We start from the raw sequence: 8,266 nt of genomic DNA, 5'->3' as shown, positions 1-8,266 counted from the left end.
TGACCGACTACGAGGCCAGCCTAGGCATCGTAACCAGCGTTACCCAGACCGGCAACCCTCTCCACAACGCTATGGCTGAGCGACTTAACGGAATCATCAAGAACGACTGGCTCTACAACTTCGAGGATAAGCCCATAGATCAAGTTCGGGAGATCCTCTCGCAAACGATTGCTCTCTATAACACAGCGCGTCCTCATCGAGCCCTCAACAAGAAGACTCCGATGCAGATGCTCATACCAGATTACCCCAACCCTCTAACCACACAACCGCCTAAGAACCAGATATCTAAAAACGATTCACCAACAGCTCCGAGCCTCAAAACTCCGAGCCCATGCCGCCCAACTCCCAACAAAGAGCTATCTTTGTGTACCTCCGCAGTAAAGACGACCACAAGTCGTGTACCCCAGCAGGAGCAAAACTAACAGATGAGTACACTCACAGGAATAACAAAAATAACCCGAGTACCATCTCAGTAACACCTCCCCAACTGTGTACTTTTTTCAGGAAGAGGACATCCATACGGGGTGAAACTAGAGTTTCCTAGGCATGAAACTAAAGTTTCCTAGGTATGAAACTAGAGTTTCCTAGGTATGAAACTAGAGTTTCCTACGAAGAAAACTGTAGATTGGTCGAAGTCGAGTAGTCGGACAGCAATACTATATAATGAATTCATCCAAGTCTCGCTTGTCGCTAATGTGTAGCTCCTAACGGAGCAATTATAATGCGTCAGCCCTGCTCTAGCCAACGGAAGTGTTGACTAGTTCAAATAAAGTTCGTACCTTTGCCCACCGAAGTAAAGGACAAGCAGATTGTCCAGAAAATATTCTCATCAAACAAATATAACACACAAAGAACAGTTAGACAAGTATGATAATTGTACCAATCAAAGAGGGCGAGAACATCGAGCGTGCGCTCAAGCGTTATAAGCGTAAGTACAACGACACTGGTATCGTCCGCAGACTACGCAAGCTTCAGGCATTTCAGAAGCCCTCAGACGTCAAGCGCCGTATGATGGAGAAGGCTTGCTACGTGCAGTCACTCCGCCAGGAAGAGCTAGACGCTTAAGACCCATCGAGGACTACCCTACTACGAGCCTGCTCCTATGAGAGCCTTCGTGTTCTCTATACAGGCTCACTAGATAGGTAGTGCCTCTACGATGATGATATAGAATATTTACGTAGGAAGTCCCCAGATGGGGGTGCTTCCTACGTCTTCTGTACCCAGTACTACTCATTCGTATATATTGAGAGGTGCTGGGCTTTATTGTGTCATCACGTCTGAGTTTAACAGATATGAAACAGCCAAGAGCGAGTTTTGTTAAGACTTTTAGTTACTTTTGCCAGTAGCTAGAGCTCATGTCGATACTGCTAACCAGCTCTAAGCCGTTGCTACACTAGAAGATACTAATCACTAACAGTTAATTTATCGTGAACCGTTTATTGCTTATCACTACAGCGCTCGCACTCTTACTAGCGAGTAGCTTCTCGTCGCTTGCGCAGGTGCAGGTGACGGGCAAAATCCTTGAGAAGGGTTCGGACGAGCCTATGCCTAGCGTGACCGTCTACACCGATGGCGGGACCTCTGGTACTTACTCCGAGCTCGATGGCTCCTTCAAGCTCAGTGTCTCGGCTGGCAGTCAGCTCACGCTGAGCTTCGTCGGCTATGAGACGACGCAACTGCGTGTGCCAGCCTCTGCTCAGGGACACTACGACTTTGGAAAGGTCTATATGGAGACCAATGCCATCGGACTAGACGAGGTACGTGTCATCGCTTCAGTCGTGCCAAAGGATCGACTGACACCAGTGCCCGTATCCAACGTTACGATGAAAGCTATCCAGACGCAAGCACCAAACATTGAGTTCCCCGAGCTACTCAAAGCGACTCCTTCAGTCTATGTGACCAAGGGTGGCGGTGGCTTTGGTGACTCCCGCATCAACCTGCGTGGCTTTGACTCTAATAATATAGGTGTCCTGATCAACGGTGTACCTATCAATGATATGGAGTCAGGCAAGGTCTACTGGTCCAACTGGGCTGGGCTCAACGATGTCAGTAGCTTCATCCAGGTACAGCGTGGTCTAGGCGCCTCTAAGCTAGGGCTCTCCTCCGTCGGTGGTACCATCAACATGGTGACCAAGAGCACCGATGCCAAGAAGGGCGGTAGCATCTACACTGGCGTAGGTAACGATGGCTTCCTCAAGACCTCGTTCAATGTCTCTACGGGGCTCATGGACAACGGCTGGGCTATCTCTCTCGCAGGCTCTCGTAGCCAAGGCGACGGCTACGTCCGTGGTACGAACTTCGTCGGCTGGAGCTACTTCGTCAACGTTTCCAAGCGTATCAACGACCACCACCGTCTATCCTTCACCGCCTTTGGAGCACCCCAGTGGCACAACCAGCGTGGACAGATGTACCTCATCGAGGACTATCACAACGCAGCTGAGGGTCGTCGCCTCAACCGTAGCTACGGATATATGAACGGACAAATTGAGGGTGGCGCTTATGGTCGCAACTATTACCACAAGCCCCAGATCTCCCTCAACCACTACTGGGATATCAATAAGGAGAGCAGCATCTACACCTCCATCTACGCTTCCATATCCAATGGTGGTGGTCGTCGCATCCGTGGTGCTAAGACAGACTGGCTCGCACTCGACTACAACACGGGTCGCCCGAAAGACCCCGCAGCCTTCATGGGTACTCCCGATGGCTTGCTAGACTACGCTCGTGTCATGGAGGCCAATAGAGCTTCAAACAACGGCTCTCAGCTCATCTTCAGTAATGCGGTAAACTCGCACAACTGGTACGGTCTACTCTCCTACTACACCAATAAGTTTAGCGACCTCTTCAAGCTGACTGCAGGCTTCGACGGACGCTTCTATCAGGGCATCCACCGCGAAGTCATTGACAACCTACTTGGCGGAGACTACTACATCGAGCCACAGAACTCATCAACCAAGCTCATGTACCACAAGCCCTACCAACCTCTCAAGGTGGGCGACAAGGTCCAGTTTGACAATATCGGCGAGGTCTTGTGGAACGGACTCTTCGCACAGGGTGAGTTCACAGGCGAAAACTTCAACGCCTTCATCTCTGGTGCTATCTCGCACAAAGGTTACCGCTACGTCAACCTAGGCGGTACGGGCGAAAAGTACGATGCTCTGACCCCTCCCGACAAGATTGTCTCTCCGTGGGCTACTTACCTCCCTTGGAGCGTCAAGGCTGGTGCGAGCTACAAGTTCCTCGAGCACAGCAACGTCTTCCTCAATGCGGGTTACTTCACCATTGCGCCATACTTCCGCAATGTCTTCTTCCGCTACAATACGACGATCAATACGGGAGCCAAGTATGAGCGCGTCTTCACGGGCGAGGTAGGCTACGGCTTCAAGATGCGCAACCTCCGCATCGACATCAACGGCTACTATACCAAGTGGCTCGACAAGAGTCTCACACGCAACCTTGGCAACAACACTACGGCCAATATCTCTGGTCTAGATGCTCGCCATGCGGGTGTCGAGCTCGAGGCTACCTACACACCGATCAAGCCACTTGACATTCGCTTCATGTTCTCTTGGGGTGACTGGATCTGGTCTGATGATGTCAAGGCTGATGTCTTTGATGATGCTCAGCAGTATCTCGGCACGATCAATGCTTTTGTCAAGGGCGTACACGTGGGCAACTCAGCTCAGATGACCTCTGCCCTCGGTATCTCTTGGGAGGCGCTCAAGGACTTCCGTCTCAAGGCTGACCTTAACTACGCTGGCAAGAACTACGCTGACTTTGACCCGACGAACCGCACCAAGGAGACCGACAAGGTGGACGCTTGGCGCCTACCCGACTACGTCACGCTCGACCTTGGCGCTAACTATCGCTTCAACATTGGCTCTTGCAACGCTACCGTCTACGTCAACGTCAACAATGTGACCAACACCGAGTACATCTCCGATGCTCGTGATGGTAAGAACCACGATATGCAGTCGGCTCTCGTCTACTACGGCTTCGGAACCAACTGGGCTACTGGTCTACGCATTAACTTCTAACTCTCAGACACGCATACAATATGAAACAGATCACACAGCTCCTCGCAGTCGCAGCACTCCTGTTGCTCACCGCCTGCAATCCCATGGAGCCTATCTATAAGCAGCTTGACTCGGTCGATCATCCGATCCAGAAGAGCATCGTCTACGCCCTCACCGATGCCGACTACAAGACGATTGCCACAACTTTTGCCAAAGATGAGGTCGCAGGTTATACAGGCTCCAGCAAGGAGGAGTTTGCAAAGGAAGTACAGCGTGAGGCGAACTATGTCAAGACGAACCGCACGCTCACCGCTTGGGTCTCTCCCGACAAGTACGTCCCAGCCCTCATAGCTAAGATGTACCCCGAGTGGGGCAAGGGCTTTGCCGTGACCGTCTCTTACGCCATGCAGCAGGATGCCACTTTGGACAAACTCATATCAGTCAAGGTCTCAGCCGACGATGCTACCAAAGCTGGCCTCACGGCAAAAGACCCTAACAAGCTCTCCAAAGATGAGATCACTAAGCTCGGCAAGTACCTCGCAACGACCTATGCGGACAAGGGTGCCAGCTACCTAGCGAAAGTTGCTCTCGCCGAGGGAAAGCGCAATATGCTCTTCATTGGAGAGCGTCTTGCGGATAGCCACACCTACAGGGTCATCTCACCCGCAGAGTACCAAGCTATGGGCAGTACGCACGACAACTTCAGCAGCTCGATGCTACCCGAGCGGTACATTCCGCAGCTACTGCAGCAGAGCATGCCATACGCTCAGCCAGGTAACCAGCTTATCGTGGTCTACGAGTGGTTTGAAAACAAGTTCACCACGCCTGAGTACCAGAGCTTCAAGCTTGAGGGTAATCAGTGGCGTATGGCTCAGACCACAAGCCAGTTTGTCAACCTTGGCAAGCAGTGGGTCTTCGATCCGACGATCCGCTTCACGCTGACAGCCGATGACTTTATGACACTACACGCTTGGGTCAAGGCTAATAAGCCCGACTATATCAGCGAGAAGCACTCCAGTGATTCGGAGTGGTGGTTCTGCGGTAATGCTAAATACAAGAACTTCACCCTCACTGGTGGCACGAGCGTTGGTCCTCGTCCCGATGAGGAGGGCAAGTCTGCCGAGGAACTCACTAAGCTACGCCTAGAGCGCATCAAGGAGGGTCTCAAGCTCATCCTCAAGGCGCGCTATGCGGACAAACCCGCACAGACCAATGGCATAGACCAAATGTACATCATCACGACAGTCTTGCGACAGACCTCTAATAGCACCGTAACCTTCACCTACAAGGGTCTCGGTGGTGGCAACTTCGAGTACGTCTCTGGACCCAACGCGATCTAACTCAGTACACTAACTTAAGAAGCTTAGGGGCAGTCGGCTTATCGGTCGGCGGCCCCTATTTCTTTGCCTCACCGCACTACGCATCATTCGCATCGCACTCTCCTTGTATCACTTACGAGTTCCAAAAATGGTTCCCCTTTTGGAACTTTTTAGTTCCAAGGCAGGAACTCTTCGGTTCCAAGGGAGGACCTTTTCAGTTCCAACGGTGGAAAACAAAGTAGAGCTACAAGAGTTTGGATTTTTCACTACCTTTGAAGCGTAAAACCATTATACTAACGACTTATCTTAACCTAATCAGATGAATACACCAACACTAAATGAACGAGGCAAGCTGATGCTGGCGACCATACAGGGCTACGATCGCCCTGGCGTGACCGCCTCGCTCATGGGCGTCCTCGCAGAGCATGGCGCATATATCCTAGACATTGGTCAGTCAGACATACATAGTCACCTGAACCTGGGCATACTCTTCCAGATGAATGAAGATGACTCGGGCTCCGTACTGAAGGATCTACTCTTCAAGGGGTACGAGCTCAACGTACAGATACGCTTTACCCCAATCTCTACAAATGAATATGGCGAATGGGTCAATGCGCAGGGCAAGAACCGCTACATCATTACTGTCGTAGCACGCAAGATGACCGCTGGCATGCTCTCGGCTGTCGCTGGAGCGGCTGCGGAGCAGGGACTTAACATTGATAACATCCGTCGCCTCACGGGTCGTATCCCGCTAGACCAAACGCAGCAGGCTCCGATGGCGAGCATTGAGTTCTCCATGCGTGGCAATATCAAAGATGTCCACACCTTCCAGCTAGACCTCCTACAGATGAGTGGCGAGCTTGACATGGACATCTCCTTCCAGAGGGAAAGTATGTTTCGCCGTATGCGTCGCCTGATCTGCTTTGATATGGACTCGACGCTGATCCAGACCGAGGTGATCGACGAGCTGGCCATGAGAGCTGGCGTAGGCGACCAGGTCAAGGCAATCACCGAGCGAGCTATGCGTGGTGAGATAGACTTCATCGAGAGCTTTACTGAGCGTGTAGCACTACTCAAGGGGCTAGATGTCTCTGTCATGGAGGATATAGCACACAACCTCCCTATCACGGAGGGTTGTGAGCGACTTATGCGCACGCTCAAGGTGATGGGCTACAAGACCGCTATCCTCTCGGGTGGCTTCACCTACTTCGGTCATTACTTGCAGAAGAAGTTTGACATAGATTATGTTTATGCCAACGAACTAGAGGTGGCCGATGGCAAGCTCACGGGTCGCTACGTGGGTGACGTGGTCGATGGGCGTCGCAAGGCTGACCTCCTTCGTCTGATCGCTCAGGTAGAGCGTGTGGACCTCTTGCAGACGGTAGCTGTAGGCGATGGCGCCAACGACCTGCCAATGCTTTCGCTAGCAGGACTTGGTATCGCCTTTCACGCTAAGCCCAAGGTCAAGGCAAGTGCCGAGCAGCGCATTTCGTCCGTTGGTCTTGATGGCATCCTTTACTTCCTAGGCTACAAGGACTCGCTCTTTGATGAGCAGATGATAGAGTGCATGAAGGATGGCACCTGCTCGACACTCTTTCCACACCACTAATCGTCTAACCCTTTACTTCTCCCATAACACATGATACGTCATTGCGTCATCTTCACGCTACAACTACCTGGCTCCGCTGAGGAGCAGCTGGCTCATCTGAAGCAGATCGAGAACCTCCTCGAGAACCTCCCCGAGCAGATCCTTGAGCTGGAGTCGATGGAGGTCTTCTTCAACTGCAACCCCAGTGAGGAGTCTACCTTCATGCTTCAGGCTGACGTAGAGGACCTAGAGGCTCTCTCAGCTTACGCCACACACCCCGCACATGTCCAGATAGTAAATGACCTTATCAAGCCGTACAAAGTGGGTCGCACTTGCATTGATTATAAGTTGCACGACCATTATCCTCACTAACGCTATGTCTAGAGAAACCGCACAGCTTCAAGAGCTAGACACCGTCTACCTCGCTGGGGGGTGCTTCTGGGGTATGCAAGCCTTCTTTGAGGAGGTTGACGGAGTCGTCTCTACCGAGGTGGGCTATGCCAATGGCACGCTCGGTCGACAGCCCTCCTACGAGGAAGTTTGCACAGGCGAAACGGGCTTTGCCGAAACACTGCAGGTAGTTTACGATGCAGGGCGTGTGCCACTAAGCTTTATCCTAGAGCGCTACTTCACCGTCATCAACCCGACCACGCTCAACCGCCAAGGAGCCGACCAAGGCACGCAGTACCGCACGGGCATCTACTATACTAAAGAGGAGCAGCGTCCGATCATTGAGAAGGCGCTCACTTCGCTACAGCAGGCTTACGCTGACCCCATCGTGGTCGAGTGCAAGCTTTTGGACAATTACTACCCCGCCGAGCAATACCATCAGGAGTATCTGCGCAAGAACCCTGGGGGCTACTGTCACATCGGCCGTACACAGATAGCACGTGAGAGCTACGTTCGCTACGTAGACCACGAGGCGCTCCGCAAGCGGCTCACACCGATGCAGTATCACGTGACGCAGGAGGCTGGCACGGAGCCACCCTTTGACAATGAGTACTACGACCTAACCGAGGCGGGTATCTACGTGGACGTTGTCTCTGGCAAGCCACTCTTCCTCAGCTTGGATAAGTTTGACTCTGGTTGCGGGTGGCCTGCCTTTGCAAAGCCTATTGATGACCAACTGATCAAGGAGTCGACCGACCGCTCACACGGCATGGTGCGTACGGAGGTGCGCAGCAAAGATTCGAATGCTCACCTCGGGCATCTCTTTGAGGATGGTCCCGCCGAGCTTGGCGGACTGCGCTACTGTATCAATAGTGCGGCGCTGCGCTTCATTCCCCTAGACAGTCTGGAGGCTGAGGGGTATGGCGACTACCTGCGCTACTTCAAGAAGTAAC

7 protein-coding genes are annotated in these 8,266 nt (G+C 52.4%); all 7 read left to right on the top strand.

Going from position 1 to position 8,266, the window contains the following annotated elements; genetic code table 11:
• Positions 1–422 (top strand): integrase core domain-containing protein (locus PORUE0001_RS09800; RefSeq protein WP_007365063.1); only part of this gene is annotated, 422 nt, incomplete at its 5' end.
• 445 nt (positions 423–867) lie between these two features.
• Complete coding sequence (gene rpsU, locus PORUE0001_RS03665; protein ID WP_007365051.1) at positions 868–1,065, top strand: 30S ribosomal protein S21; 198 nt, start codon at positions 868–870, stop codon at positions 1,063–1,065.
• Positions 1,066–1,424: 359 nt separating this feature from the next.
• Entirely contained in the window at positions 1,425–4,037 is a 2,613-nt protein-coding gene (locus PORUE0001_RS03660) for a TonB-dependent receptor (RefSeq protein WP_039865509.1), read from the top strand.
• 20 nt (positions 4,038–4,057) lie between these two features.
• The gene (locus PORUE0001_RS03655) at positions 4,058–5,356 is read left to right on the top strand and encodes a hypothetical protein (protein WP_007365049.1); all 1,299 of its coding nucleotides are present in this window, start codon (positions 4,058–4,060) and stop codon (positions 5,354–5,356) included.
• Positions 5,357–5,654: 298 nt separating this feature from the next.
• The gene (gene serB, locus PORUE0001_RS03650) at positions 5,655–6,944 is read left to right on the top strand and encodes a phosphoserine phosphatase SerB (protein WP_007365088.1); all 1,290 of its coding nucleotides are present in this window, start codon (positions 5,655–5,657) and stop codon (positions 6,942–6,944) included.
• A gap of 30 nt (positions 6,945–6,974) precedes the next feature.
• Positions 6,975–7,295: a Dabb family protein gene (locus PORUE0001_RS03645; protein WP_007365095.1), complete on the top strand. Its 321-nt coding sequence runs from the start codon at positions 6,975–6,977 to the stop codon at positions 7,293–7,295.
• Between the two features lie 4 nt (positions 7,296–7,299).
• Positions 7,300–8,265 (top strand): peptide-methionine (R)-S-oxide reductase MsrB, encoded by a 966-nt coding sequence (gene msrB / locus PORUE0001_RS03640; protein ID WP_007365058.1) that lies wholly within the window; start codon positions 7,300–7,302, stop codon positions 8,263–8,265.
• The last annotated feature ends 1 nt before the right edge of the window (position 8,266 follow it).

Origin of the sequence: Porphyromonas uenonis 60-3 (assembly GCF_000174775.1) — a bacterium.
Taxonomy (GTDB): domain Bacteria; phylum Bacteroidota; class Bacteroidia; order Bacteroidales; family Porphyromonadaceae; genus Porphyromonas; species Porphyromonas uenonis_A.
This window is presented reverse-complemented; position numbering and strand designations above follow the sequence as displayed.

Coding starts and splice junctions, on each gene's coding strand:
- rpsU (WP_007365051.1), top strand. CDS start 868: ATGATAATTGTACCAATCAAAGAGGGCGAGAACATCGAGCGTGCGCTC.
- PORUE0001_RS03655 (WP_007365049.1), top strand. CDS start 4,058: ATGAAACAGATCACACAGCTCCTCGCAGTCGCAGCACTCCTGTTGCTC.
- serB (WP_007365088.1), top strand. CDS start 5,655: ATGAATACACCAACACTAAATGAACGAGGCAAGCTGATGCTGGCGACC.
- PORUE0001_RS03645 (WP_007365095.1), top strand. CDS start 6,975: ATGATACGTCATTGCGTCATCTTCACGCTACAACTACCTGGCTCCGCT.
- msrB (WP_007365058.1), top strand. CDS start 7,300: ATGTCTAGAGAAACCGCACAGCTTCAAGAGCTAGACACCGTCTACCTC.